At 36.8% G+C, this 26250-nt stretch carries 17 protein-coding genes, 8 tRNA genes and 4 rRNA genes; all 29 read left to right on the top strand.

Annotated elements, in window-relative coordinates; genetic code table 11:
- Positions 1-116 precede the first annotated feature (116 nt).
- The gene (locus NST35_RS11240) at positions 117-776 is read left to right on the top strand and encodes a 50S ribosomal protein L25/general stress protein Ctc (protein WP_002458675.1); all 660 of its coding nucleotides are present in this window, start codon (positions 117-119) and stop codon (positions 774-776) included.
- Positions 777-1035: 259 nt separating this feature from the next.
- Positions 1036-1608, top strand: a complete 573-nt coding sequence (gene pth, locus NST35_RS11235) for an aminoacyl-tRNA hydrolase (RefSeq protein ID WP_002458676.1) — start codon at positions 1036-1038, stop codon at positions 1606-1608.
- A 5-nt stretch (positions 1609-1613) separates the two neighbouring features.
- Positions 1614-5114, top strand: a complete 3501-nt coding sequence (mfd, locus tag NST35_RS11230) for a transcription-repair coupling factor (RefSeq protein WP_002458677.1) — start codon at positions 1614-1616, stop codon at positions 5112-5114.
- Positions 5104-6645, top strand: coding sequence for a polysaccharide biosynthesis protein (locus NST35_RS11225; protein ID WP_020363487.1), 1542 nt, complete (start codon positions 5104-5106; stop codon positions 6643-6645). The genes mfd and NST35_RS11225 overlap by 11 nt, the downstream gene beginning before the upstream one ends.
- The gene (locus NST35_RS11220; RefSeq protein WP_002458679.1) at positions 6642-7832 is read left to right on the top strand and encodes a MazG nucleotide pyrophosphohydrolase domain-containing protein; all 1191 of its coding nucleotides are present in this window, start codon (positions 6642-6644) and stop codon (positions 7830-7832) included. Before NST35_RS11225 ends, NST35_RS11220 begins: the two co-directional genes overlap by 4 nt.
- On the top strand, positions 7829-8092 hold the full coding sequence (locus NST35_RS11215) for an RNA-binding S4 domain-containing protein (protein WP_002447891.1): 264 nt from the start codon (positions 7829-7831) through the stop codon (positions 8090-8092). The genes NST35_RS11220 and NST35_RS11215 overlap by 4 nt, the downstream gene beginning before the upstream one ends.
- A 23-nt stretch (positions 8093-8115) precedes the next feature.
- Positions 8116-8517 (top strand): cell division protein DivIC, encoded by a 402-nt coding sequence (gene divIC / locus NST35_RS11210; RefSeq protein WP_002458680.1) that lies wholly within the window; start codon positions 8116-8118, stop codon positions 8515-8517.
- A gap of 93 nt (positions 8518-8610) precedes the next feature.
- Positions 8611-9012, top strand: coding sequence for a S1 domain-containing RNA-binding protein (locus NST35_RS11205; protein WP_002447893.1), 402 nt, complete (start codon positions 8611-8613; stop codon positions 9010-9012).
- A gap of 277 nt (positions 9013-9289) precedes the next feature.
- On the top strand, positions 9290-10585 hold the full coding sequence (gene tilS / locus NST35_RS11200) for a tRNA lysidine(34) synthetase TilS (protein WP_002458681.1): 1296 nt from the start codon (positions 9290-9292) through the stop codon (positions 10583-10585).
- On the top strand, positions 10585-11124 hold the full coding sequence (gene hpt / locus NST35_RS11195) for a hypoxanthine phosphoribosyltransferase (protein ID WP_002458682.1): 540 nt from the start codon (positions 10585-10587) through the stop codon (positions 11122-11124). Before tilS ends, hpt begins: the two co-directional genes overlap by 1 nt.
- Before the next feature lie 274 nt (positions 11125-11398).
- A complete protein-coding gene (gene ftsH / locus NST35_RS11190) occupies positions 11399-13501 on the top strand; it encodes an ATP-dependent zinc metalloprotease FtsH (protein ID WP_002458683.1) in 2103 nt (700 codons plus the stop codon).
- Between the two features lie 254 nt (positions 13502-13755).
- A complete protein-coding gene (hslO, locus tag NST35_RS11185) occupies positions 13756-14637 on the top strand; it encodes an Hsp33 family molecular chaperone HslO (protein WP_002458684.1) in 882 nt (293 codons plus the stop codon).
- 336 nt (positions 14638-14973) lie between these two features.
- Positions 14974-15906 (top strand): cysteine synthase A, encoded by a 933-nt coding sequence (gene cysK / locus NST35_RS11180; protein WP_001832242.1) that lies wholly within the window; start codon positions 14974-14976, stop codon positions 15904-15906.
- 296 nt (positions 15907-16202) lie between these two features.
- Positions 16203-17021, top strand: coding sequence for a dihydropteroate synthase (gene folP, locus NST35_RS11175; RefSeq protein ID WP_002458685.1), 819 nt, complete (start codon positions 16203-16205; stop codon positions 17019-17021).
- Positions 16999-17364 (top strand): dihydroneopterin aldolase, encoded by a 366-nt coding sequence (gene folB / locus NST35_RS11170; protein ID WP_001832204.1) that lies wholly within the window; start codon positions 16999-17001, stop codon positions 17362-17364. The genes folP and folB overlap by 23 nt, the downstream gene beginning before the upstream one ends.
- The gene (gene folK, locus NST35_RS11165) at positions 17365-17844 is read left to right on the top strand and encodes a 2-amino-4-hydroxy-6-hydroxymethyldihydropteridine diphosphokinase (RefSeq protein ID WP_002458686.1); all 480 of its coding nucleotides are present in this window, start codon (positions 17365-17367) and stop codon (positions 17842-17844) included.
- 346 nt (positions 17845-18190) lie between these two features.
- Entirely contained in the window at positions 18191-19678 is a 1488-nt protein-coding gene (gene lysS, locus NST35_RS11160; RefSeq protein WP_002458687.1) for a lysine--tRNA ligase, read from the top strand.
- 485 nt (positions 19679-20163) lie between these two features.
- Positions 20164-20278, top strand: a 5S ribosomal RNA gene (rrf, locus tag NST35_RS11155).
- A 10-nt stretch (positions 20279-20288) separates the two neighbouring features.
- A tRNA-Val gene (locus NST35_RS11150) sits at positions 20289-20364 on the top strand.
- Between the two features lie 6 nt (positions 20365-20370).
- A tRNA-Thr gene (locus NST35_RS11145) sits at positions 20371-20446 on the top strand.
- A 6-nt stretch (positions 20447-20452) separates the two neighbouring features.
- Positions 20453-20525: transfer RNA gene (locus NST35_RS11140), tRNA-Lys, on the top strand.
- 18 nt (positions 20526-20543) lie between these two features.
- Positions 20544-20618 (top strand) — tRNA-Gly (locus NST35_RS11135).
- Positions 20619-20629: 11 nt separating this feature from the next.
- A tRNA-Leu gene (locus NST35_RS11130) sits at positions 20630-20718 on the top strand.
- 13 nt (positions 20719-20731) lie between these two features.
- A tRNA-Arg gene (locus tag NST35_RS11125) sits at positions 20732-20808 on the top strand.
- A 26-nt stretch (positions 20809-20834) separates the two neighbouring features.
- Positions 20835-20908, top strand: a tRNA-Pro gene (locus tag NST35_RS11120).
- Between the two features lie 14 nt (positions 20909-20922).
- Positions 20923-20998 (top strand) — tRNA-Ala (locus NST35_RS11115).
- Between the two features lie 122 nt (positions 20999-21120).
- A 16S ribosomal RNA gene (locus NST35_RS11110) occupies positions 21121-22671 on the top strand.
- A 263-nt stretch (positions 22672-22934) separates the two neighbouring features.
- Positions 22935-25856, top strand: a 23S ribosomal RNA gene (locus tag NST35_RS11105).
- A gap of 70 nt (positions 25857-25926) precedes the next feature.
- Positions 25927-26041: ribosomal RNA gene (gene rrf / locus NST35_RS11100) — 5S ribosomal RNA — on the top strand.
- The 16S, 23S and 5S rRNA genes sit together here with 8 tRNA genes alongside, the layout of an rRNA operon.
- Positions 26042-26250 lie beyond the last annotated feature (209 nt).

Below are 26250 nucleotides of genomic sequence, written 5' to 3'. Positions count from 1 at the left end.
CGTAGAATTGCGAACAAATAAACACTTACAAGCAACAGTAATGTTGATGGGTAAGTGAGGAGCAGGTTAGACGCATCTAATGTCTAAACCGCGAAATTCGAAAGGTGGAAATACGAATGGCTTCATTAAAGTCAATCATTCGTCAAGGTAAACAAACACGTTCTGACCTAAAACAATTAAGAAACTCAGGTAAAGTACCTGCAGTTGTGTATGGTTACGGTACAAAAAATACTTCAGTTAAAGTTGATGAAGTTGAATTTATCAAAGTAATCCGTGAAGTAGGACGTAATGGTGTTATCGATTTAGGCGTAGGTTCTAAAACAATTAAAGTAATGGTTTCAGATTATCAATTTGACCCATTAAAAAACCAAATCACTCATATCGACTTTTTAGCAATCAACATGAGTGAAGAACGTACTGTTGAAGTACAAGTTCAATTAGTTGGTGAAGCTGTAGGTGCTAAAGAAGGCGGCGTAGTTGAACAACCATTATTCAACTTAGAAGTTACAGCTACACCTGAAAATATTCCTGAAACTATCGAAGTAGATATCAGTGAATTACAAGTTAATGACAGCTTAGCAGTTTCTGATGTTAAAATCTCTGGTGATTTCACAATAGAAAATGATCCAGAAGATTCTATCGTAACAGTAGTTCCTCCAACAGATGAACCTTCTGAAGAAGAAGTTGAAGCTATGGAAGGCGAATCAGCAACTGAAGAACCTGAAGTTGTTGGTGAAGACAAAGAAGACGATGAAGAAGAAAATAAAGAAGACTAATCTTCGTGTCTCTTAAGTAGGTATTCTCATTAGTTGAGATTACAGATTTAAAGGCGAGCACTGTGCTTATGTTAATAAGCATAGTGCTTTTTGTGTTATTATAGGGAATGATTAATTATTTAAGACGGTTTTAGAGGTGGTTGACATATATCATATATCAGTGGTCAATCATTTTTACGTCCTTTATTTTAAAATAAACACAGCAATAGCATTTGAAAATATGTGAAGATACATAATATTAATAGTGGAGGTAACAATAATGAAATGCATTGTCGGTCTTGGCAACATTGGTAAACGTTTTGAATTAACAAGACATAATATTGGTTTCGAAGTTGTCGATGATATTCTAGAACGCCACCAATTTACTTTAGACAAACAAAAATTTAAAGGTGCATACACTATTGAACGTTTAAACGGCGAAAAGGTATTATTTATTGAGCCAATGACTATGATGAACTTATCTGGTCAAGCTGTAGCTCCTTTAATGGATTATTATAATGTCGATGTTGAAGATTTAATCGTTTTATATGACGATTTAGATTTAGAACAAGGACAAGTGCGTCTGCGCCAAAAGGGGAGTGCAGGCGGTCATAATGGTATGAAATCGATAATTAAAATGCTTGGTACAGATCAATTTAAACGTATTCGAATTGGTGTTGGCCGTCCAACAAATGGGATGTCTGTTCCGGACTATGTTTTACAAAAATTTTCAAAAGAAGAAATGATCATTATGGAAAAGGTAATTGAACATTCTGCAAAAGCTGTAGAATTTTTTATTGAAAGTTCTCGTTTTGATCATGTTATGAATGAATTTAATGGTGAAGTCAAGTGAAATCAATGATTGCAAATTACATTAGCGAAGATAAACGTTTTCAAGAATTAGATGAAGTCTTCGGCCAAGAGAATATTTTAGTTACGGGATTATCCCCGTCAGCGAAGGCAACAATTATTGCTGAAAAATATTTAAAAGATCATAAACAAATGCTACTCGTAACTAATAATTTATACCAAGCAGATAAAATCGAAACTGACATTTTACAATATGTAGATGACTCAGAAGTTTATAAATATCCTGTTCAAGATATAATGACTGAAGAGTTTTCTACTCAAAGTCCACAATTGATGAGTGAGCGTGTTAGAACGTTGACTGCGTTAGCCCAAGGCGAAAAAGGGTTATTTATTGTGCCTTTAAACGGATTTAAAAAATGGTTAACACCGGTTGATTTATGGAAAGATCATCAAATGACGATTAAAGTAGGCCAGGATATTGATGTTGATACGTTCTTAAATAAATTAGTTAATATGGGTTATCGTCGAGAAAGTGTAGTGTCACATATTGGTGAGTTTTCATTGCGTGGTGGAATTATAGATATATATCCATTGATAGGAACACCTGTGAGAATAGAGCTATTTGATACTGAAGTAGATTCCATCAGAGACTTTGATGTAGAAACACAACGTTCTAACGATAATATAAATCAAGTTGAAATCACAACAGCTAGTGATTACATTATTACTGATGAAGTGATACAACACTTACAAAATGAACTTAAAAAAGCATATGAATATACACGCCCTAAAATTGAGAAGTCCGTACGGAATGATTTAAAAGAGACATATGAAAGTTTCAAGTTATTTGAATCTACCTTTTTCGATCATCAATTGTTACGACGTCTTGTTGCATTTATGTATGAAAAACCATCAACCCTTATTGATTATTTCCAAAAAAACGCGATTGTTGTAGTTGATGAGTTTAATCGTATTAAGGAAACAGAAGAAACACTCACTACAGAAGTTGAAGATTTTATGAGTAACTTAATTGAGAGTGGAAATGGATTTATCGGACAAGGATTTATGAAGTATGAAAGTTTTGACGCATTACTAGAGAAACATGCCGTTGCATACTTCACATTATTTACATCTTCGATGCAAGTGCCATTACAACATATTATTAAGTTCTCTTGTAAACCAGTTCAACAATTTTATGGTCAATATGACATTATGCGCTCGGAATTTCAAAGATACGTGCATCAAGATTACACTGTCGTAGTTCTTGTTGAAACTGAAACAAAAGTTGAACGTATTCAATCAATGCTTAACGAAATGCATATTCCAACAGTATCAAATATTCATGAAGATATTGATGGTGGTCAAGTTGTAGTGACGGAAGGTAGTCTTTCTGAAGGCTTTGAATTACCTTATATGCAGTTGGTAGTCATCACAGAAAGAGAATTATTTAAAACGAGACAAAAGAAACAACGTAAACGTACAAAAACGATTTCTAATGCTGAAAAAATAAAATCATATCAAGACTTAAATGTGGGCGATTATATTGTGCATGTGCATCATGGTGTCGGACGATACTTAGGTGTTGAAACACTAGAAGTTGGAGATACACATCGCGACTATATTAAATTGCAATATAAAGGAACCGATCAATTATTTGTTCCAGTTGATCAAATGGATCAAGTTCAAAAGTATGTGGCTTCTGAAGATAAGTCGCCTAGATTAAATAAATTAGGCGGGACAGAATGGAAAAAAACAAAGGCGAAAGTTCAACAAAGTGTTGAAGATATAGCTGATGAATTAATTGATTTGTATAAAGAACGTGAAATGTCTGTAGGTTATCAATACGGCCAAGATACTGCAGAGCAATCAGCATTTGAGCATGATTTTCCATATGAATTAACGCCCGATCAAAGTAAGTCAATCGATGAAATTAAAGGTGACATGGAAAGAGCAAGACCTATGGACCGCCTTCTTTGTGGTGATGTGGGATATGGTAAAACTGAAGTGGCTGTTCGTGCAGCGTTTAAAGCTGTCATGGATGGTAAGCAAGTTGCGTTTTTAGTACCAACAACGATTCTTGCACAGCAACACTACGAAACACTACTTGAACGTATGCAAGATTTTCCGGTCGAAATTCAATTGGTAAGTCGATTCCGCACAGCTAAAGAAATAAGGGAAACTAAAGAAGGGCTCAAATCAGGATATGTTGACATTGTCGTAGGTACACATAAATTATTAGGTAAAGATATTCAATATAAAGATTTAGGATTGCTTATTGTTGATGAAGAACAACGTTTTGGAGTACGACATAAAGAACGCATTAAAACTTTGAAAAAAAACGTTGATGTACTGACGCTTACTGCAACACCAATACCAAGAACTTTGCATATGAGTATGTTAGGTGTACGTGACTTATCAGTGATTGAAACACCACCTGAAAATCGTTTTCCTGTACAAACTTATGTCTTAGAGCAGAATACGAACTTTATTAAAGAGGCATTAGAGCGTGAATTATCTCGTGATGGACAAGTATTTTATTTGTATAACAAAGTGCAGTCCATTTATGAAAAAAGAGAACAACTTCAAATGTTAATGCCTGACGCTAACATTGCTGTAGCACATGGCCAAATGACTGAACGCGATTTAGAGGAAACGATGTTAAGCTTTATTAATCATGAGTACGATATTTTAGTAACGACAACAATTATTGAAACAGGTGTAGACGTACCAAATGCTAATACTTTAATCATAGAAGAGGCCGATCGTTTTGGATTAAGCCAGCTATACCAATTAAGAGGGCGTGTAGGACGTTCAAGTAGAATCGGTTATGCTTATTTCTTACATCCAGCTAACAAAGTGTTAAATGAGACTGCTGAAGAGCGATTGCAAGCTATTAAGGAGTTTACCGAACTAGGTTCAGGTTTTAAAATCGCTATGCGAGATTTAAATATTCGTGGAGCAGGCAATTTACTCGGTAAGCAACAACATGGCTTTATTGATTCGGTTGGTTTCGATTTATACTCTCAAATGTTAGAAGAAGCTGTAAACGAAAAACGTGGCATTAAAGAAGAATCGCCGGATGCACCAGATATTGAAGTTGAATTGCACTTAGATGCTTATTTACCAGCTGAATATATACAAAGTGAACAGGCTAAAATTGAGATATACAAAAAACTTCGAAAAGTAGAAACAGAAGAACAACTTTTCGATGTCAAAGATGAATTAATAGATCGTTTTAATGATTATCCAATTGAAGTCGAACGATTATTAGATATTGTTGAAATCAAAGTCCACGCTCTACATGCGGGTGTCGAATTGATAAAAGACAAAGGAAAATCTATACAAATCATTTTATCACCTAAAGCGACTGAAGATATTAATGGAGAAGAATTGTTTAAACAGACGCAACCTCTTGGTAGAGCAATGAAAGTTGGCGTGCAAAATAATGCAATGAATGTAACGCTAACAAAATCAAAACAATGGTTAGATAGTTTGAAATTCTTAGTTAGATGTATTGAAGAAAGTATGGCGATTAAAGATGAAGACTAAGAGTGAGACGGCGTTTAACGGCGTCGTTATACTTACCTTAGCATTAATTATTGTGAAGACACTAAGTGCCATTTATCGCATTCCGTATCAAAATGTTTTAGGTGATGACGGTTTATATGCCTATCAACAAATATATCCTGTCGTAGCACTAGGAGTTATTTTATCTATGAATGCCATTCCAAGTGCTGTGACTCAAGTGATAGGTGTTAATCGACCCGATGAAGTCTATACAAGGGTTATGTTTCGATTACAATGCATAGGTTTTATTGTCTTTATTTTGCTTTATATGTTTGCGAATATGATTACCCGATGGATGGGCGATTCAAATTTAGCACCCATGTTAAAAATGGCCAGTTTTAGTTTTATTTTAATAGGTGTCTTAGGAGTGTTAAGAGGATTTTATCAATCAAAGCAAGTAATGACCATACCAGCAATTTCACAGGTTATAGAACAGGTAGTTAGAGTTAGTTTAATCATTGTTGCAATTATTATGTTTTCAATGAAACATTGGTCTATTTATCAAGCAGGAGCATTAGCTATATTGGCATCTTCGATTGGTTTTTTAGGTTCAATATTATATTTATTACTTAAAAAACCATTTAAACTTAAGTTAAACTATCGCTTTAATACTACTTCCATTCAATGGAAACAGTTGTTTATTTCCATATCCATCTTTGCATTGAGTCAACTTATCGTTATTTTATGGCAAGTTGTGGATAGTTTTACAATAATACGTTTATTACAACATAGCGGTATTGCTTTTAAAGAAGCAATTACTCAAAAAGGTATTTATGATCGAGGTGCTTCATTTATACAAATGGGTTTGATTGTAACTACGACTTTTAGTTTTGTTCTTATCCCATTACTTACGCAAGCAATTCGTGAACATAATCAAATTCATATGAATCGTTATGCAAATGCATCAATTAAAATCACAGTAGTAATAAGCACAGCAGCTAGTATAGGATTAATTAATCTGCTTCCACTCATGAATATTGTATTCTTTAAAAGTAATCATTTAACGTTAACCTTGAGTATTTATATGTTTACAGTGATATGTGTTTCATTAATAATGATGAACATCGCATTTTTACAAGTTCTAACCAGTATTCGTCCCATTATTATGGGCGTGATGATAGGAATACTGTCCAAGATTATTTTAAATGTTATATTAATACCTTTTTGGGGTATCGTGGGTGCAAGTGTGAGTACAGTCTTATCACTACTACTTTTTGTCATAATATTGCAAGTTGCAGTCTTAAAGTACTATCATTTTAATCGTATATCTTTATTTATCGTTAAACTTATTTTAGGTATGATAATTATGAGTATAGTTGTTCAAACTGTCATGCTTATCTTACCTTCGAAAGGTAGGATGTTAGGATTACTAGAACTTATAGTTAGCTCAATGATAGGCATAGTGATTATAATGTTGTATATTGTTATATTTAATGTACTAGGATACAAAGAAATAAAACACTTACCCTTTGGAGACAAATTATATCAAATGAAGAGAGGAAGACGGTCATGACCCATACAATTACAATAGTTGGTTTAGGTAATTATGGCATTGATGAGTTACCTTTAGGTATCTATCGTTTTTTAGAAAAAGAGACTAAAGTATATGCTAGAACTTTAAATCATCCTGTCATCAATACGCTGAAAAAAGAAATTGAATTCGAGAGTTTCGATAGTATTTATGAAGCACATGACCGTTTTGAAGATGTTTATGAAGCGATTGTTACATCATTAATAGAATTGGCACAATCTGAAGATATTGTTTATGCAGTTCCTGGTCATCCTAGAGTTGCTGAAACTACAACTGTAAAATTATTAGAGTATAGTCATTTTAATAAGGATATCTCTGTGAAGGTACTTGGAGGAAAAAGTTTTATTGATGACATTTTTGAAGCGGTTGATGTAGACCCCAATGATGGTTTTACACTGCTTGATGGTACGTCATTAAAAGAATCGGCCCTAAATGTTCGTACACACACAGTTATTACTCAAGTTTATAGCGTAATGATAGCTGCCGATTTAAAACTTACTTTAATGGAAAGATACCCTGATGATTTTAATGTGAAAATAATTACTGGTTCTCATAGTGATGGAGCTCACGTAATTGAATGTCCACTTTATGAAATTGATCGCTACGACGATTATTTTAATAATCTTACAAGTTTATTTATTCCACAAATTAATGAGGATACATTACTTTATCAAGATTTTGATTACGCAGTTCAAACTATTGATTTACTCGTTGATAATGAAAAAGGCTGTCCGTGGGATAAAGTACAAACTCACGACTCATTAAAACGGTATCTTTTAGAAGAAACATTTGAATTATTTGAAGCCATTGATAATGAAGATGATTGGCATATGATAGAGGAATTAGGAGATATACTTTTACAAGTATTATTACATTCTAGTATAGGTAAAAAAGAAGGATATATTGATATCAAAGAAATTATAGAAAGTCTCAACGCCAAGATGATTCGTAGACATCCGCATATCTTTAGTAATGCACATGTTACTTCACAAGAGGATTTAAAAGACATTTGGTCACATGCTAAAGAAAAAGAAGGTAAAGTGCCTCGTGTTAAATTTGAGAAAGTATTTGCAGACCACTTCTTGAAATTGTATGATGAAACAAAAAATAGGCAATTTGACGAAGATGATCTCAAACAATTTTTACAACAAGGAGAGAAAAATTCATGAGATTAGATAAATATCTAAAAGTGTCACGATTAGTTAAACGACGTACATTAGCTAAAGAAATTAGTGACCAAGGTCGAGTGACTGTCAATGGAAATGTGGCAAAAGCAGGCACAGACATCAAAGAAAACGATGAACTTATTATTCGTTTTGGACAAAAATTAGTCACAGTTAAAGTAACAGGATTAAGCGACCATGCTACAAAAGAAAATGCAAAAGGTATGTATGATTTGATTAAAGAAGAACGTATTAATGAAGAGTGAAATGCTTAAGGAGGTGACAAGCAATGAATAAAAAAGTAGAACATATCGGTAACCAATATACGTCACAAGAAAATAAGAAAAAACAACGACAAAAAATGAAAATGCGTGTTGTACGTAGACGTATTGCTTTATTCGGAGGTATTCTTTTAGCGATTATCCTCATTCTACTTGTATTGCTTGTCATTCAAAGACATAGTAACGATCAAGATGCAGTTGAAAGAAAAGAGAAAGAAACTGAGTTTCAAAAACAACAAGATGAAGAAATTGCTTTAAAAGAGAAACTTAATAATTTAAATGATAAAGACTATATCGAGAAAATAGCGAGAGATGATTATTATTTAAGTAATAAAGGTGAAGTCATCTTTAGATTACCTGATGATAAAAAATCCTCTCAGTCAAAGACTTCAAACGAAAAAGGCAATTAGAATAAAATAATATGATTATATCATTGTGAAATTACGTGAACAGGAATATAATAAGGATAAAATCGAATCTAACCAGGAGGATTTATTTAGAAAATGTCAATCGAAGTAGGAAACAAGCTTAAAGGTAAAGTTACAGGTATCAAAAAGTTTGGTGCATTTGTAGAATTACCTGAAGGAAAAAGTGGTTTAGTTCATATCAGTGAAGTTGCCGACAATTATGTTGAAAATGTTGAAGACCACTTATCAGTAGGTGACGAAGTAGAAGTTAAAGTTTTATCAATCGCGGATGATGGTAAAATTAGTTTATCGATAAAAAAAGCTAAAGACCGCCCTCGCAAGCCTCGTCACAATAAAGCTAATCACGGTAAACCAGTTCAAAAAACTGAAGACTTTGAGAAAAAATTAAGTAACTTCTTAAAAGATAGTGAAGATAAATTAACGTCAATTAAGCGTCAAACAGAATCACGCAGAGGCGGTAAAGGTTCTAGACGTTAATATGATATAGATTAAACGACCGTTAAAGTCAGAGTGATGATGTCTTTAGTACTTTGACAAATAGTGGGAAGACACTACGATGATGTTTAGTCCTTGATTAAACATATGCAACATCCACATGGGGTGGGAGGTAGAATTCAATTATATTACTTTGAATTCTCTCCTACTCCTATTTTTGTTGATGTTGAGTAAGCGATATTACGTTATGGAAGACGGATTTAATTGTATCACGTAGAATTCAATTTAGTGGCATCATTTAAAGTAACGAGGTGAATAAATGAATATCAAGACAGATGGTTGGTCTAAAAAAGCACATATTGTTGTGGCTGTCTCAACAGGCATTGATAGTATGAGTTTATTATATAGCTTATTAAACGACTATCAACATACATATCGTAAATTAACATGTGTTCATGTTAATCACGGATTGCGTGAACAGTCATATGAAGAAGAAGCGTTTTTGAGAGAGTATTGCCAACAACATCATATTGACATTTATATAAAGCGTTTAGACTTAAGTGATATTGTAGCAGACGGTAATAGTATTCAACAAGAAGCGCGTCAACGTCGTTATGAATGGTTTGGAGATATCATATCTCAATTAAGAGCAGATGTATTGTTAACAGCTCATCATCTTGATGATCAACTTGAAACGATTATATATCGTTTGTTTACAGGGAGATCAACACGTAATTCATTAGGTATGACATATGAGTCATATTTTAATCAATACAAAGTTTATCGTCCTATGTTAAATTTAAAAAAAACTGAAATATTAGCGTATCAGCATGCGAACCAAATTCCATACTATGAGGACATGTCTAATCAAGATAGAAAATATGTTAGAAATGACATTAGACAACGCATCATACCTGCAATTAACGAGAACCCGCATTTAAACGCGTATCAGTTACTCAAACTTAAGGATTGGCATGATATTGAATTGCAATCGTTAAAAGAACAAGCTGAAACGTTTATCAGTAACGAAGTTTCAAAGAGTAATTTAACCTATTCCTTTTCCAGAACTGCTTTTAATGAATTGAATGTGAATATCAAAAGCGTAGTTATGGATTTGTTATTCGAAAAATTAGACCGTCATTTAGCAATGCCACAACACGCTTATGACGAGTGGTTTGAACAGATTAGAAATGATAAATCTCAATTTAATATTCACGTAACAGATGAATGGATAATTCAAATTGCATATGATAAATTAATAATAATGGCTAAAAGTGAAATGGGTCAATATATATTAAAACGTATATGTATTAGAAAGCCAGGTACATATGAATTTAATGATTATCAAATTGATATTCATCCTGACTTACCACAACATTTATATCCACTTACTGTGCGTGTCCGACAAAATGGTGATGTGTTTAAATTAAATGGTCAAAAAGGTCATAAAAAAGTGAGTCGTTTATTTATCGATAAAAAAGTGACTCTTGCTGAACGTCAGCGCATCCCACTCATTATTAATCAAGAAAATGCAGTGTTAGCTATTGGCGATTTATATGTTAAAGAAAATTTTAAAGAATTTATTTTGATTTCGAATAATGGAGATGAATTATAATGCATAAGGATTTAAAGAATGTTTTGTTATCGGAAGAAGACATTCAAAATATTTGTAAAGAGATGGGAGCTATCATTACTGAGGATTATAAAGATCGCCCACTCGTTTGTATTGGTATTTTGAAGGGATCAGTCATGTTTATGGCAGACTTAATTAAACGTATTGATACACATTTATCAATCGATTTTATGGATGTTTCAAGTTATCATGGTGGAACGGAATCGACTGGGGAAGTTCAAATATTGAAAGATTTAGGTGCTTCTATAGAAAATAAAGACGTACTTATAATTGAAGATATATTAGAAACTGGTACAACTTTAAAATCTATTACAGAGTTATTGCAATCACGTAAAGTTAACTCTTTAGAAATAGCTACATTGTTAGATAAACCTAACCGTCGCAAAGCTGATATCGAAGCAAAATATGTTGGCAAAAAGATTCCAGATGAATTTGTAGTTGGTTATGGTTTAGATTATCGTGAGTTATATAGAAATCTGCCATACATAGGCACACTAAAAGCAGAAGTTTATTCTAAATAGATTTTAAAATTGGATCTGTATTAATTAATAAGTATGTTAGTATAATGAACTATGCGTAGATTTAGTGTAGACTCAAAGTAACAATTCAAAAGTGTTATGTATTGATTAATACTATTAAGATAATTAATGTTAATAGATAGTAAACAAAGAATAATGCATTTTAAAATCGACAAAATTGTAGAAGCAATACTAAAGTTGAAATACTAGCCTGAATATAAAGTGTTGTGTTACAATTTTTGTTAGTTTTATTATTGGAAGTAGGAGGAAATGACGCATGCAGAAAGCTTTTCGCAATGTGCTAGTTATCGCAATTATTGGCGTTATTATATTTGGCCTCTTTTCATTTTTAAATGGAAATGGGAATATGCCAAAACAACTTACATATACTCAGTTTGTTAATAAGTTGAATAAAGGCGATTTAAAAACTTTAGAAATTCAACCAGAGCAAAACGTATATATGGTAAGTGGTAAAACTAAAAAAGATGAAGATTACTCATCGACAATTTTATATAACAATGAAAAAGATTTACAAAAAATCACAGATACAGCTAAGAAACAAGATAATCTTAAATTTACAGTTAAAGAAGAAGAAAAACAAAGTGTATTCGTTAGTATTCTAACGACACTGATTCCTGTATTAATCATTGCATTATTATTTATTTTCTTCCTTAGCCAAGCCCAAGGTGGTGGCGGCGGTGGTCGTATGATGAACTTTGGAAAATCCAAAGCTAAAATGTACGACAGTAATAAACGTCGAGTTCGTTTCTCAGATGTAGCAGGTGCTGACGAAGAGAAACAAGAATTAATAGAAATTGTAGATTTCTTAAAAGATAACAAGAAATTTAAACAAATGGGTTCAAGAATTCCGAAAGGTGTCTTACTCGTTGGGCCTCCAGGTACAGGTAAAACATTATTAGCACGTGCGGTTGCAGGTGAAGCTGGTGCACCATTCTTCTCAATCAGTGGATCTGATTTCGTTGAGATGTTTGTTGGTGTTGGTGCGAGTCGTGTTCGTGATTTATTCGAAAATGCTAAGAAAAATGCCCCATGTATCATTTTTATTGATGAAATTGATGCTGTTGGACGTCAACGTGGTGCAGGTGTAGGTGGCGGTCATGATGAGCGTGAACAAACATTAAACCAACTATTAGTTGAGATGGATGGCTTTGGAGAAAATGAAGGTATTATTATGATTGCGGCTACAAACCGCCCAGATATCTTAGATCCTGCATTGTTACGTCCTGGTCGCTTTGATAGACAAATTCAAGTTGGACGCCCAGATGTTAAAGGTCGTGAAGCAATTCTTCATGTGCATGCGAAAAATAAACCTCTTGATGAAACAGTAGATTTAAAAGCTATTTCTCAAAGAACGCCAGGTTTTTCTGGTGCAGACTTAGAGAACTTGCTAAATGAGGCTTCTTTAATTGCAGCACGTGAGGGTAAAAATAAAATTGATATGCGCGATATTGAAGAAGCAACTGACCGTGTTATTGCAGGTCCAGCTAAAAAATCTCGTGTAATTTCTGAAAAAGAACGTAATATTGTAGCGCATCACGAAGCAGGTCATACTATCATCGGTATGGTGCTTGATGAAGCTGAAATTGTACACAAGGTAACAATTGTCCCTCGTGGACAAGCAGGCGGTTATGCAATGATGTTACCAAAACAAGATCGCTTCTTAATGACAGAACCAGAATTACTCGACAAAATATGTGGTTTATTAGGTGGACGAGTATCTGAGGATATTAACTTTGGTGAAGTATCAACAGGTGCTTCGAATGACTTTGAACGAGCAACGCAAATTGCAAGATCTATGGTTACAGAATATGGTATGAGTAAGAAATTAGGACCATTACAATTCTCAAGCAATAGTGGTGGACAAGTATTCCTTGGTAAAGATATGCAAGGTGAGCCAAACTATTCTGGTCAAATTGCTTATGAAATTGACAAAGAAGTTCAACGAATTGTTAAAGAGCAATATGAACGTTGTAAACAAATCTTGTTAGAACATGAAGAACAACTTAAACTAATTGCTAAAACACTACTTACAGAAGAAACATTAGTTGCAGAACAAATTCAATCATTATTCTATGATGGTGTTTTACCAGAAGTAGATTATGACTCTGCAAAAGTTGTGAAAAATGAAAATAGTGATTATAGTGATGGAAAGTATGGGAAATCATACAATGACATTCGTAAAGAACAGTTAGAAGATGACGATAAAGAAGATGATGACAACCATGAAAAAGATGAAGTAAATCAAGACAACACAGACAGTGAAGCTGATAATACTTCACATACGAATGAACCAGGTCATCAACAATCTCCGAACATCGATAAACCATACAATCCTAACGACCCAAATCATAGACAATAGTACAAGTTTTAGTAAGTCTCTTTTTGCTCATGTATGAATTGAGTGAAAAGGGACTTTTTTATGTATAGTTTATATCAATACATTTTTAAACTTTTGGTAAAAATATTGTTATCATCTCTCATGGTGATGTTACTCAATAAACATGTATGAGCAATAGATTTCATATTAGTCAATAAGAGATGTATAATAATCAACCAGTATTAAAAAATAAAAAGTTTTAAATTATAGATTATTTTTAAAAAGGAGATTTAACAATGACACATGATTATATAGTGAGAGGTTTAGCATACGGTGGTGAAGTTAGAGCATATGCTGCAATCACAACAGAGTCAGTACAAGAAGCACAAACACGTCATTATACATGGCCTACTGCTTCTGCTGCTATGGGAAGAACTATGACAGCTACTGTTATGATGGGTGCAATGTTAAAAGGAAATCAAAAGCTAACAGTTACTGTTGATGGCAAAGGCCCAATTGGCAGAATTATAGCTGACGCAGATGCTCAAGGAAATGTTCGTGCATATGTAGACCATCCACAAACGCATTTTCCACTCAACGATCAAGGTAAATTGGATGTACGACGAGCAGTCGGTACTGATGGTTCTATTCAGGTTGTTAAAGATGTTGGAATGAAAGACTACTTTTCTGGTGCGAGTCCAATAGTATCAGGTGAGCTAGGAGATGATTTCACATACTACTATGCCACAAGTGAACAAACACCATCATCAGTAGGGTTGGGTGTATTAGTTAATCCAGACAACTCAATCAAAGCAGCTGGAGGATTTATTATTCAAGTTATGCCAGGTGCTACTGATGAAACAGTGACTAAACTAGAAGAAGCCATTAGTCAAATGCAACCTGTATCGAAATTAATTGAGCAAGGACTTACACCTGAAGGAATATTAAATGAAATTTTAGGTGAAGGTAACGTTCAAATTTTAAATTCAACATCAGCGCAATTTGAATGTAATTGTAGTCATGAAAAATTTTTAAATGCTATTAAAGGTTTAGGAGAGGCAGAAATTCATAGCATGATTAAAGAGGATCATGGAGCTGAAGCTGTATGTCACTTCTGTGGTAATAAATATCAGTATAGTGAAAGTGAATTAGAAGATTTATTAGAAACAATGAAATAGCTCAAGAAATGATGAGTTAATATTATTTATAAAAAAACTAGATAATAAATTTTAAAAGTTGTGCGCTCAATTTTAATAGAAGATTGTCGTAGAGTAATGTAGAAGTCGTCGAAATAGAGGATTATTTGTTGTCCTTACTTTCGTTCGACTATCTTTTTTTACGTTTAACTTAGTCTTTTGTAGGAAATGTCTTATAGTAAAGACTAAAGTAGTATATAGTTTTATTTATAGTAAGACTATACGGTTTGTCTTTTTAGAAAATTCTGATAGAATAAGGTTATATCCGATAGAAAAACTAAGCATTGATAAATTGTAAAACTTAAAGGAGTGTTTTGGATGGCACAAAAACCTGTAGATTATGTTACACAAATTATTGGGAATACACCTGTAGTCAAATTAAGAAACGTTGTTGATGATGATGCAGCTGATATCTACGTTAAATTAGAATATCAAAACCCAGGTGGTTCAGTAAAAGATCGTATCGCTTTAGCGATGATTGAAAAAGCTGAACGTGAAGGGAAAATTAAACCTGGTGATACAATCGTTGAGCCTACGAGTGGTAACACTGGTATTGGTCTAGCGTTTGTATGTGCTGCCAAGGGATACAAAGCAGTTTTTACAATGCCTGAAACAATGAGTCAAGAGCGCCGCAATTTATTAAAAGCTTATGGTGCTGAGCTAGTATTAACACCAGGTTCAGAAGCTATGAAAGGTGCTATAAAAAAAGCTAAAGAATTAAAAGAAGAGCACGGCTATTTTGAACCACAACAATTCGAAAATCCAGCAAACCCTGAAATTCATGAACTTACAACTGGACCAGAACTAGTTGAACAATTTGAAGGTCGACAAATTGATGCATTTTTAGCTGGTGTAGGAACTGGTGGTACGTTATCTGGTGTTGGTAAAGTATTGAAGAAAGAATATCCAAATGTGGAAATTGTAGCTATTGAACCTGAAGCTTCTCCAGTATTAAGCGGTGGTGAACCAGGTCCTCATAAATTGCAAGGATTGGGAGCAGGTTTCGTACCTGACACTTTAAATACTGAAGTTTATGACAGCATCATCAAAGTAGGTAATGATACTGCTATGGATATGGCACGTCGTGTGGCTAGAGAAGAAGGTATATTAGCAGGTATTTCATCTGGTGCTGCAATATATGCTGCGATTCAAAAAGCAAAAGAATTAGGTAAAGGTAAAACAGTTGTAACAGTATTACCAAGTAATGGGGAACGTTACTTATCAACACCATTATATTCATTTGATAATTAAAAATTAAACTAAAAATCATTTTGGACGAAGATTTGTTTCTAAAGTTTTAAGATAGCGTGTATTTCACGTTGATTTTTAAACTTTTTATAAAATAAATCTTCGTTTTTTTATTTAATCAGACTAATCAATATTGTAGCTTCTATATAAGATAGACTACCTTTTTTAATATGACGATAATATATACTCAAAACTTATTGAAATGAATGATATCATGAAGTAGCAGATGTGTTTAGTAAAGTAGTTATTATTGAAAATTAAAAAAGATTTAAGATTTTGTTATTGAAAAAGGTGAAATTATGATTAAAACAAAAATAATGGGGATATTAAATGTGACACCTGACTCATTTTCTGACGGAGGACAGTACAACTCAGTTGATCAAGCTGTGAAGCGTGCTAAAGAGATGATAGATGAGGGTGTAGACATTATAGACGTTGGAGGTATCTCAACACGACCAGGTCATAAAGAAGTATCGCTTAAAGAAGTATCGCTTAAAGAAGAGATGAATCGTGTATTACCTGTGGTTGAGTCTATCGTTAAATATGATGTGCAAATTTCGGTTGATACATTTCGAAGTGAAGTTGCAGAAGCTTGTCTTAAACTTGGTGTTTCAATGATTAATGATCAGTGGGCAGGCCTATTTGATTCGAATATGTTTAATGTGGTATCTAAGTACGGTGCTGAAATTGTACTTATGCATAATGGTGATGGTTATAGAGATGAACCTGTTGTTGAAGAGATGCTTGTATCATTACTTGCACAAGCGAATAAGGCTGAATTGGCCGGTATACCACATAATAAAATCTGGTTAGATCCTGGAATAGGTTTTGCTAAAACACGAGAAGAAGAAAATGAGGTAATGGCAAGATTAGATGAATTGGTAGCGACCGACTATCCAGTTTTACTTGCAACAAGTCGAAAAAGATACATTAAAGAAATGATGAATCAAGAATCTTCTCCTTCGGATAGAGACGAGGCAACTGCAGCTACAACGGCTTATGGTATAATGAAAGGCGTTCGTGGGGTTCGAGTTCATAATGTATTATTAAATACGCGACTAGCCCAAAGTATGGATTTTCTAAAGGAGAATGAATATGAACGACATCATCTTTCTTAATGGAATGCGTTTTTATGGTTATCATGGAGTTTTAGCTGCAGAAAACGATATTGGACAAATTTTTGTTGTTGATATCACTTTAAAGGTTGATCTTAGTTATGCAGGTCAATCAGATGATGTAAAAGATACTGTAAATTATGGAGAGGTTTATAAAGATGTAAAGTCTATTGTTGAAGGTCCACGTTCATGCTTAATTGAGCATCTGGCTGAACGTATTGCAAAACATATAAATTCACACTATAATCGTGTAATGGAAACGAAAGTTAGAATCACTAAAGAAAACCCACCTATTCCTGGTCATTACGATGGTGTTGGGATTGAAATAGTGAGGGAGAATGACTAAATGGTTAAAGCTTATTTAGGATTAGGGAGCAATATTGGAAATAGAGAACTACAACTCAATGAGGCTATTAAAATACTTCATGCTTATCAAGGTATTCAAGTAACGCAAGTTTCTCATATTTATGAGACTGAACCAGTGGGATATACTAATCAACCGAAATTCTTAAACTTGTGCATTGAGATAGAAACTGAATTGAATCCACAATCTTTGTTAAAATGTTGTTTAGCAACGGAACAACAACTTCATCGTAAAAGAGAAATACGTTGGGGGCCTAGAACTTTAGATGTAGATATACTGTTGTTTGGTGATCAAATTATTGAACAAGATAATTTATCGGTGCCGCACCCTAGAATGAAAGAACGTTCGTTTGTTCTTATCCCATTAAATGATATAGCTACTAACCAAATAGAACCGATCTCTAATAAAAGTATCGGGCAACTAGTAGTAACTGATAATAGCGTGAAAAAATATAAGGATTAATAAAGTATAGTAATATGGTTTTAAAACTTAAATGAAACTTTTAATGAAAGAAATTCATATATTGCTAATCAATAAGTTTATAAAGCTTGCAACTATTCGATGAAAATATAAATTACTTTATTACATTTTGATGGTCTTGTAGAATAATAAAGTGAGCATATTTGCTTTGATTAGATGCAATATCAACCTTCATGGAATAACAATACATATGAAGATAAGAAGGAAATAATGAAAGGCTTAAATATAAATTAAAACTGATTGGGAAACAATATATAGCTCCTAAAGTTTTCAACAGAAAGACATGGAACAATAAATTGATAAATCAAAGTTCAAAGGAGAGAATTTTATGTCAGAAGAAATGAACGACCAAATGCAAGTTCGTCGTCAAAAATTACAAGAATTAATTGATTTAGGGATTGATCCTTTTGGTCATCGATTCGATCGCTCATCTACTTCAAGTGAGTTAAAAGAACAGTGGGACCAATTCTCTAAGGAAGAATTGCATGAAAAAGAAGACGAAAGCCACGTGTCAATTGCAGGTCGTCTTATGACTAAACGTGGTAAAGGTAAAGCGGGATTTGCACATATTCAAGACTTGAAAGGTCAAATTCAAATTTATGTAAGAAAAGATCAAGTTGGAGATGATCAATTTAACATTTGGAAAATGGCTGACTTAGGTGACATTATAGGTGTTGAAGGTGTCATGTTTAAAACTAATACGGGCGAGATTTCTGTCAAAGCTAAGTCGTTTACTTTACTATCCAAATCATTACGACCTTTACCTGATAAGTTCCATGGTTTACAAGACATAGAACAAAGATATCGACAACGTTATTTAGATTTAATTACAAATGAAGATAGTACGCAAACGTTTATTAATCGTAGTAAAATAATTCAAGAAATGAGAAACTATTTAAATAAACAAGGATTCTTGGAAGTAGAAACACCAATGATGCACCAAATTGCTGGAGGTGCTGCTGCAAGACCATTTGTTACGCATCATAACGCTTTAGATGCTACTCTTTATATGCGTATAGCTATAGAACTACATTTGAAAAGATTAATTGTCGGAGGTCTTGAAAAAGTCTACGAGATAGGCAGAGTCTTTCGTAATGAAGGTGTGTCTACAAGACATAACCCTGAATTTACAATGATTGAATTGTATGAAGCTTATGCTGATTATCATGATATAATGGATTTAACTGAAAATATGGTCAGACATATTGCTCAAGAAGTTTTTGGGTCAGCTAAAGTACAATATAATGGTGAAGAAATTGATTTAGAATCTTCATGGAAACGACTTCACATTGTTGATGCTGTTAAAGAAGCTACCGGTGTAGATTTTTATAATGTTAATTCTGATGAAGAAGCGATTAGATTAGCAAAAGAACATGATATTGAAATTACTGAAAATATGAAATATGGCCATATATTAAATGAATTTTTTGAACAGAAAGTTGAAGAAACACTTATTCAACCAACGTTTATTTATGGACACCCTATTGAAATTTCACCGTTAGCAAAGAAAAATCCAAATGATGAAAGATTTACTGATCGTTTTGAATTATTTATTGTAGGAAGAGAGCATGCAAATGCCTTCACGGAATTAAACGACCCGATTGATCAACGTCAACGTTTTGAAGCGCAACTTGTTGAAAAAGAACAAGGAAATGATGAAGCGCATGATATGGATGAAGATTACATCGAAGCATTAGAGTACGGAATGCCTCCAACTGGGGGTCTAGGTATCGGTATAGACAGATTGGTAATGCTATTAACTGATTCACCGTCAATTAGAGACGTATTACTATTCCCATACATGAGACAAAAATAGATTATATTAGTGATAATTGTTTAAAATTACAAACCATCATAATGTTTACAAATTTAATTGTATTGATTATGTTTTGGCGCTGCCTTCTTAATATTTAAAGGCAGCGCCTATTTTTCTAGCTTGAAATTATGCCCGTGAAAAATTACGGATTAAACTCGAATAAGAATACATATAAGGAGAAAGATGTATAAAGTTATAAATAGAGGATTATATAACAAAATTGCTAAAATAGTCATATAGCAATCAAAACTAATATATGCTAGAATATTTGAAGTGAAAAGAGAGAATTTCTCTATTTGATACAAAAAATATCAAAATAGCATAAAAAGTGTTGACATATATTGATAAGTGAAGTAACATATAAAAGTCGTCAAAAACGAGAACGATATGTTATGCAATTGCAAAGAAAATTTTAACAAAGTGTAAAATTAACCGTTGCATTAGCTTTGAAAAGTGTGTATCATTAATTAAGTAAGTTAATTTTGTCTGGTGACAATGGCAAGGAGGTCACACCTGTTCCCATGCCGAACACAGAAGTTAAGCTCCTTAGCGCCGATGGTAGTCGGACTGACGTTTCGCTAGAGTAGGACGTTGCCAGGCAATATAATGTGGAGAATTAGCTCAGCTGGGAGAGCATCTGCCTTACAAGCAGAGGGTCGGCGGTTCGAACCCGTCATTCTCCACCATTTATAGCCGGCCTAGCTCAATTGGTAGAGCAACTGACTTGTAATCAGTAGGTTGGGGGTTCAAGTCCTCTGGCCGGCACCATCTTTTGAGCCATTAGCTCAGTTGGTAGAGCATCTGACTTTTAATCAGAGGGTCAGAGGTTCGAATCCTCTATGGCTCATTACGATTTCTTGAAAACGCGGAAGTAGTTCAGTGGTAGAACACCACCTTGCCAAGGTGGGGGTCGCGGGTTCGAATCCCGTCTTCCGCTCCATCATTTATAGTGCCGGGGTGGCGGAACTGGCAGACGCACAGGACTTAAAATCCTGCGGTGAGAGATCACCGTACCGGTTCGATTCCGGTCCTCGGCACCATCTTTCTTACACTGCGCCCGTAGCTCAACTGGATAGAGCGTTTGACTACGGATCAAGAGGTTATGGGTTCGACTCCTATCGGGCGCGCCATTTTATGTATCGATTTAATTTACATACGGGAAGTAGCTCAGCTTGGTAGAGCACTTGGTTTGGGACCAAGGGGTCGCAGGTTCGAATCCTGTCTTCCCGATTTCTTTTGATAATGGGGGCTTAGCTCAGCTGGGAGAGCGCCTGCTTTGCACGCAGGAGGTCAGCGGTTCGATCCCGCTAGTCTCCACCATTTATTTAATTATTAATGAACATTGAAAACTGAATGACAATATGTCAACGTTAATTCCAATAAACAGTAACGAAACGTTACAAACTATTTAGTATTTATGAGCTAATCAAACATCATAATTTTTTATGGAGAGTTTGATCCTGGCTCAGGATGAACGCTGGCGGCGTGCCTAATACATGCAAGTCGAGCGAACAGACGAGGAGCTTGCTCCTCTGACGTTAGCGGCGGACGGGTGAGTAACACGTGGATAACCTACCTATAAGACTGGGATAACTTCGGGAAACCGGAGCTAATACCGGATAACATATTGAACCGCATGGTTCAATAGTGAAAGACGGTTTTGCTGTCACTTATAGATGGATCCGCGCCGCATTAGCTAGTTGGTAAGGTAACGGCTTACCAAGGCAACGATGCGTAGCCGACCTGAGAGGGTGATCGGCCACACTGGAACTGAGACACGGTCCAGACTCCTACGGGAGGCAGCAGTAGGGAATCTTCCGCAATGGGCGAAAGCCTGACGGAGCAACGCCGCGTGAGTGATGAAGGTCTTCGGATCGTAAAACTCTGTTATTAGGGAAGAACAAATGTGTAAGTAACTATGCACGTCTTGACGGTACCTAATCAGAAAGCCACGGCTAACTACGTGCCAGCAGCCGCGGTAATACGTAGGTGGCAAGCGTTATCCGGAATTATTGGGCGTAAAGCGCGCGTAGGCGGTTTTTTAAGTCTGATGTGAAAGCCCACGGCTCAACCGTGGAGGGTCATTGGAAACTGGAAAACTTGAGTGCAGAAGAGGAAAGTGGAATTCCATGTGTAGCGGTGAAATGCGCAGAGATATGGAGGAACACCAGTGGCGAAGGCGACTTTCTGGTCTGTAACTGACGCTGATGTGCGAAAGCGTGGGGATCAAACAGGATTAGATACCCTGGTAGTCCACGCCGTAAACGATGAGTGCTAAGTGTTAGGGGGTTTCCGCCCCTTAGTGCTGCAGCTAACGCATTAAGCACTCCGCCTGGGGAGTACGACCGCAAGGTTGAAACTCAAAGGAATTGACGGGGACCCGCACAAGCGGTGGAGCATGTGGTTTAATTCGAAGCAACGCGAAGAACCTTACCAAATCTTGACATCCTCTGACCCCTCTAGAGATAGAGTTTTCCCCTTCGGGGGACAGAGTGACAGGTGGTGCATGGTTGTCGTCAGCTCGTGTCGTGAGATGTTGGGTTAAGTCCCGCAACGAGCGCAACCCTTAAGCTTAGTTGCCATCATTAAGTTGGGCACTCTAAGTTGACTGCCGGTGACAAACCGGAGGAAGGTGGGGATGACGTCAAATCATCATGCCCCTTATGATTTGGGCTACACACGTGCTACAATGGACAATACAAAGGGCAGCGAAACCGCGAGGTCAAGCAAATCCCATAAAGTTGTTCTCAGTTCGGATTGTAGTCTGCAACTCGACTATATGAAGCTGGAATCGCTAGTAATCGTAGATCAGCATGCTACGGTGAATACGTTCCCGGGTCTTGTACACACCGCCCGTCACACCACGAGAGTTTGTAACACCCGAAGCCGGTGGAGTAACCATTTGGAGCTAGCCGTCGAAGGTGGGACAAATGATTGGGGTGAAGTCGTAACAAGGTAGCCGTATCGGAAGGTGCGGCTGGATCACCTCCTTTCTAAGGATATATTCGGAACATCTTCTACGAAGATGAGGAATAACGTGACATATTGTATTCAGTTTTGAATGTTTATTAACATTCTTTGTACATTGAAAACTAGATAAGTAAGTAAGATTTTACCAAGCAAAACCGAGTGAATAGAGTTTTAAATAAGCTTGAATTCATAAATAATCGCTAGTGTTCGGAAGAACACTCACAAGATTAATAACTAGTTTTAGCTATTTATTTTGAATTGTTATTCAAAATATGGTGGAAACATAGATTAAGTTATTAAGGGCGCACGGTGGATGCCTTGGCACTAGAAGCCGATGAAGGACGTTACTAACGACGATATGCTTTGGGTAGCTGTAAGTAAGCGTTGATCCAGAGATTTCCGAATGGGGGAACCCAGCATGAGTTATGTCATGTTATCGACATGTGAATTCATAGCATGTCAGAAGGCAGACCCGGAGAACTGAAACATCTTAGTACCCGGAGGAAGAGAAAGAAAAATCGATTCCCTGAGTAGCGGCGAGCGAAACGGGAAGAGCCCAAACCAACAAGCTTGCTTGTTGGGGTTGTAGGACACTCTATACGGAGTTACAAAAGAACATGTTAGACGAATCATCTGGAAAGATGAATCAAAGAAGGTAATAATCCTGTAGTCGAAAACATATTCTCTCTTGAGTGGATCCTGAGTACGACGGAGCACGTGAAATTCCGTCGGAATCTGGGAGGACCATCTCCTAAGGCTAAATACTCTCTAGTGACCGATAGTGAACCAGTACCGTGAGGGAAAGGTGAAAAGTACCCCGGAAGGGGAGTGAAAGAGAACTTGAAACCGTGTGCTTACAAGTAGTCAGAGCCCGTTAATGGGTGATGGCGTGCCTTTTGTAGAATGAACCGGCGAGTTACGATCTGATGCAAGGTTAAGCAGCAAATGTGGAGCCGCAGCGAAAGCGAGTCTGAATAGGGCGTTGAGTATTTGGTCGTAGACCCGAAACCAGGTGATCTACCCTTGGTCAGGTTGAAGTTCAGGTAACACTGAATGGAGGACCGAACCGACTTACGTTGAAAAGTGAGCGGATGAACTGAGGGTAGCGGAGAAATTCCAATCGAACTTGGAGATAGCTGGTTCTCTCCGAAATAGCTTTAGGGCTAGCCTCAAGTGATGATTATTGGAGGTAGAGCACTGTTTGGACGAGGGGCCCCTCTCGGGTTACCGAATTCAGACAAACTCCGAATGCCAATTAATTTAACTTGGGAGTCAGAACATGGGTGATAAGGTCCGTGTTCGAAAGGGAAACAGCCCAGACCACCAGCTAAGGTCCCAAAATATATGTTAAGTGGAAAAGGATGTGGCGTTGCCCAGACAACTAGGATGTTGGCTTAGAAGCAGCCATCATTTAAAGAGTGCGTAATAGCTCACTAGTCGAGTGACACTGCGCCGAAAATGTACCGGGGCTAAACATATTACCGAAGCTGTGGATTGTCCTTTGGACAATGGTAGGAGAGCGTTCTAAGGGCGTCGAAGCATGATCGCAAGGACATGTGGAGCGCTTAGAAGTGAGAATGCCGGTGTGAGTAGCGAAAGACGGGTGAGAATCCCGTCCACCGATTGACTAAGGTTTCCAGAGGAAGGCTCGTCCGCTCTGGGTTAGTCGGGTCCTAAGCTGAGGCCGACAGGCGTAGGCGATGGATAACAGGTTGATATTCCTGTACCACCTAGTATCGTTTTAATCGATGGGGGGACGCAGTAGGATAGGCGAAGCGTGCTGTTGGAGTGCACGTCCAAGCAGTAAGGCTGAGTGTTAGGCAAATCCGGCACTCATAAGGCTGAGCTGTGATGGGGAGAGGAAATTGTTTCCTCGAGTCGTTGATTTCACACTGCCGAGAAAAGCCTCTAGATAGATAACAGGTGCCCGTACCGCAAACCGACACAGGTAGTCAAGATGAGAATTCTAAGGTGAGCGAGCGAACTCTCGTTAAGGAACTCGGCAAAATGACCCCGTAACTTCGGGAGAAGGGGTGCTCTTTAGGGTTCACGCCCAGAAGAGCCGCAGTGAATAGGCCCAAGCGACTGTTTATCAAAAACACAGGTCTCTGCTAAACCGTAAGGTGATGTATAGGGGCTGACGCCTGCCCGGTGCTGGAAGGTTAAGAGGAGTGGTTAGCTTCTGCGAAGCTACGAATCGAAGCCCCAGTAAACGGCGGCCGTAACTATAACGGTCCTAAGGTAGCGAAATTCCTTGTCGGGTAAGTTCCGACCCGCACGAAAGGCGTAACGATTTGGGCACTGTCTCAACGAGAGACTCGGTGAAATCATAGTACCTGTGAAGATGCAGGTTACCCGCGACAGGACGGAAAGACCCCGTGGAGCTTTACTGTAGCCTGATATTGAAATTCGGCACAGCTTGTACAGGATAGGTAGGAGCCTTTGAAACGTGAGCGCTAGCTTACGTGGAGGCGTTGGTGGGATACTACCCTAGCTGTGTTGGCTTTCTAACCCGCACCACTTATCGTGGTGGGAGACAGTGTCAGGCGGGCAGTTTGACTGGGGCGGTCGCCTCCTAAAAGGTAACGGAGGCGCTCAAAGGTTCCCTCAGAATGGTTGGAAATTATTCATAGAGTGTAAAGGCATAAGGGAGCTTGACTGCGAGACCTACAAGTCGAGCAGGGTCGAAAGACGGACTTAGTGATCCGGTGGTTCCGCATGGAAGGGCCATCGCTCAACGGATAAAAGCTACCCCGGGGATAACAGGCTTATCTCCCCCAAGAGTTCACATCGACGGGGAGGTTTGGCACCTCGATGTCGGCTCATCGCATCCTGGGGCTGTAGTCGGTCCCAAGGGTTGGGCTGTTCGCCCATTAAAGCGGTACGCGAGCTGGGTTCAGAACGTCGTGAGACAGTTCGGTCCCTATCCGTCGTGGGCGTAGGAAATTTGAGAGGAGCTGTCCTTAGTACGAGAGGACCGGGATGGACATACCTCTGGTGTACCAGTTGTCGTGCCAACGGCATAGCTGGGTAGCTATGTATGGACGGGATAAGTGCTGAAAGCATCTAAGCATGAAGCCCCCCTCAAGATGAGATTTCCCAACTTCGGTTATAAGATCCCTCGAAGATGACGAGGTTAATAGGTTCGAGGTGGAAGCGTGGTGACACGTGGAGCTGACGAATACTAATCGATCGAAGACTTAATCAATTTTTTTAAAAGCGTTTTGCGACGCAAAACTTACTTACTATCTAGTTTTGAATGTATAATCATTCATTTGTCTGGTGACAATGGCAAGGAGGTCACACCTGTTCCCATGCCGAACACAGAAGTTAAGCTCCTTAGCGCCGATGGTAGTCGGACTGACGTTCCGCTAGAGTAGGACGTTGCCAGGCAATCTACTTTTGACCTGTTGGTCATTTTTTTGTGGATTAATAGAATATATTAATAAATTAGCTTGAATTTTTTATTGACTTAACTGTATCAAAGGTGTATAATTAATTCTTGTTGGTTAGAGATGAACATTGAAAACTGAATGACAATATGTCAACGTTAATTCCAATAAACAGTAACGAAACGTTACAAACTATTTAGTATTTATGAG

Origin of the sequence: Staphylococcus sp. FSL W8-0304 (assembly GCF_038006565.1) — a bacterium.
In the GTDB taxonomy this organism is placed as follows: domain Bacteria; phylum Bacillota; class Bacilli; order Staphylococcales; family Staphylococcaceae; genus Staphylococcus; species Staphylococcus epidermidis.
The sequence above is the reverse complement of the archived record's forward strand: the minus strand, read 5'-3'. Positions and strand labels throughout refer to the sequence as shown.

Excerpts from the sequence above, each read along its gene's own strand:
- NST35_RS11240 (WP_002458675.1), top strand. The coding sequence starts at position 117 with ATGGCTTCATTAAAGTCAATCATTCGTCAAGGTAAACAAACACGTTCT.
- pth (WP_002458676.1), top strand. The coding sequence starts at position 1,036 with ATGAAATGCATTGTCGGTCTTGGCAACATTGGTAAACGTTTTGAATTA.
- mfd (WP_002458677.1), top strand. The coding sequence starts at position 1,614 with ATGATTGCAAATTACATTAGCGAAGATAAACGTTTTCAAGAATTAGAT.
- NST35_RS11225 (WP_020363487.1), top strand. The coding sequence starts at position 5,104 with ATGAAGACTAAGAGTGAGACGGCGTTTAACGGCGTCGTTATACTTACC.
- NST35_RS11220 (WP_002458679.1), top strand. The coding sequence starts at position 6,642 with ATGACCCATACAATTACAATAGTTGGTTTAGGTAATTATGGCATTGAT.
- NST35_RS11215 (WP_002447891.1), top strand. The coding sequence starts at position 7,829 with ATGAGATTAGATAAATATCTAAAAGTGTCACGATTAGTTAAACGACGT.
- divIC (WP_002458680.1), top strand. The coding sequence starts at position 8,116 with ATGAATAAAAAAGTAGAACATATCGGTAACCAATATACGTCACAAGAA.
- NST35_RS11205 (WP_002447893.1), top strand. The coding sequence starts at position 8,611 with ATGTCAATCGAAGTAGGAAACAAGCTTAAAGGTAAAGTTACAGGTATC.
- tilS (WP_002458681.1), top strand. The coding sequence starts at position 9,290 with ATGAATATCAAGACAGATGGTTGGTCTAAAAAAGCACATATTGTTGTG.
- hpt (WP_002458682.1), top strand. The coding sequence starts at position 10,585 with ATGCATAAGGATTTAAAGAATGTTTTGTTATCGGAAGAAGACATTCAA.
- ftsH (WP_002458683.1), top strand. The coding sequence starts at position 11,399 with ATGCAGAAAGCTTTTCGCAATGTGCTAGTTATCGCAATTATTGGCGTT.
- hslO (WP_002458684.1), top strand. The coding sequence starts at position 13,756 with ATGACACATGATTATATAGTGAGAGGTTTAGCATACGGTGGTGAAGTT.
- cysK (WP_001832242.1), top strand. The coding sequence starts at position 14,974 with ATGGCACAAAAACCTGTAGATTATGTTACACAAATTATTGGGAATACA.
- folP (WP_002458685.1), top strand. The coding sequence starts at position 16,203 with ATGATTAAAACAAAAATAATGGGGATATTAAATGTGACACCTGACTCA.
- folB (WP_001832204.1), top strand. The coding sequence starts at position 16,999 with ATGAACGACATCATCTTTCTTAATGGAATGCGTTTTTATGGTTATCAT.
- folK (WP_002458686.1), top strand. The coding sequence starts at position 17,365 with ATGGTTAAAGCTTATTTAGGATTAGGGAGCAATATTGGAAATAGAGAA.
- lysS (WP_002458687.1), top strand. The coding sequence starts at position 18,191 with ATGTCAGAAGAAATGAACGACCAAATGCAAGTTCGTCGTCAAAAATTA.